The following is a 1,144-nucleotide window of genomic DNA, read 5'->3' as shown; positions in this document are numbered from 1 at the left end:
TAAGGCATCGTCAGGTACTGCGTATAACCGACTACCGGGGCGATTGCAGCCGCCGGGACGTCATCGAAGTCGCGCTGCTTCAGCAGGCGCTTGCCCTGGGTAGGGGCGCTGTTGGTGGCACTGCAGGGCAGAGAGGAGAGGTTAGAGGAAACAGCCACGAACTGGAGTGGGTCATCGTAAACAGCTACGAACGGACCCTCACAGAAATGGATCAAGGGCGCCTGGACCTGGCCGCCACCTCACTGTGGCGAGAGGATATCGCGCTGCGCGATAACCTGTGGGCCAGCACGGCACTGCTAGGGCCCGGCAGCAATCTGGCACAACTGTATGGGCGGGCAGAAACCGCGAAGAACACAACCCTGACCGAGACCGGGCAATTGGCCGACTTTCGCCTGGTCAGCTCCCGGCAGTGGCGAGCAGACTGGCAGTTGCTGACGAACCTGCCCCATGGCGAGCTGCTGGATGCGCCCCGCTGGATGACCATGGTTCGCTGGGTAGAAAGCGGGCGGGCGGACCTGCTGCTGGCCCCACCGCTCACCGCCGGCACGCCCGTGCTGCGCGTCAAGGGCAGCACCCTCCACCCGGTGCCCGGCGGCGTCCTGTGCCTGCCGGGCAGCCGCCATTTTGCGGTTTCCCGCCAGCACCCTGAAGCCGACGCCATCCAGCAAGCACTGAATAAGGGCATCAACACACTGCGCCAGCAAGGCCGTCTGCGCCGGGCCTATGAGCAGGCGGGCGCCCTGCAGGGGCCCACTCATACACTGAATCACTGCCAGTGAGGGAGCGCCCTCACCCGGTGTTGCGCAGGCCCGCCGCAATACCGGCAATGGTCACCATCAGTGCGCTTTCCAGGGTCTCATCACCGTCCTGCTGACGTAGCCGCGCCATCAGCTCTGCCTGCAGCAGATGCAACGGGTCGGTGTAAGGATCACGCACGCGGATGGACCAGCGCATCACCGGATTGTTATCCAGCAGATCTTCGCGGCCAGTGAGCGCAGACAAGGCACTGACCGTGGCAGTGAGCCGCTCACGCAGCACTTCGCCCAGACGCATCAGGCCAGCATCATCGCCAGCCAGGCGCTCTTCATACCAGGCCGCCACCCGCAGGTCGGACTTGGCCAGTACCATTTCCAGCATATCCACC

General features: G+C 64.4%; 2 protein-coding genes. One reads left to right on the top strand and one right to left on the bottom strand.

Translation table 11 applies throughout. The features are described from left to right. Positions 1-779, top strand: a 779-nt coding sequence (locus A3730_RS30905) for a hypothetical protein (RefSeq protein ID WP_197477234.1), incomplete at its 5' end; no start/stop codon positions are given. A 10-nt stretch (positions 780-789) separates the two neighbouring features. Here A3730_RS30905 and A3730_RS02325 read toward each other — a convergent pair. Continuing rightward, positions 790-1,144 (bottom strand): phosphoenolpyruvate carboxylase (locus A3730_RS02325; RefSeq protein ID WP_156500810.1); only part of this gene is annotated, 355 nt, incomplete at its 5' end.

It is taken from the genome of Alcanivorax sp. HI0044, assembly GCF_001634945.1.
Note: the sequence above shows the minus strand (reverse complement) of the source record. Positions and strands in the feature narration are given on the sequence as shown.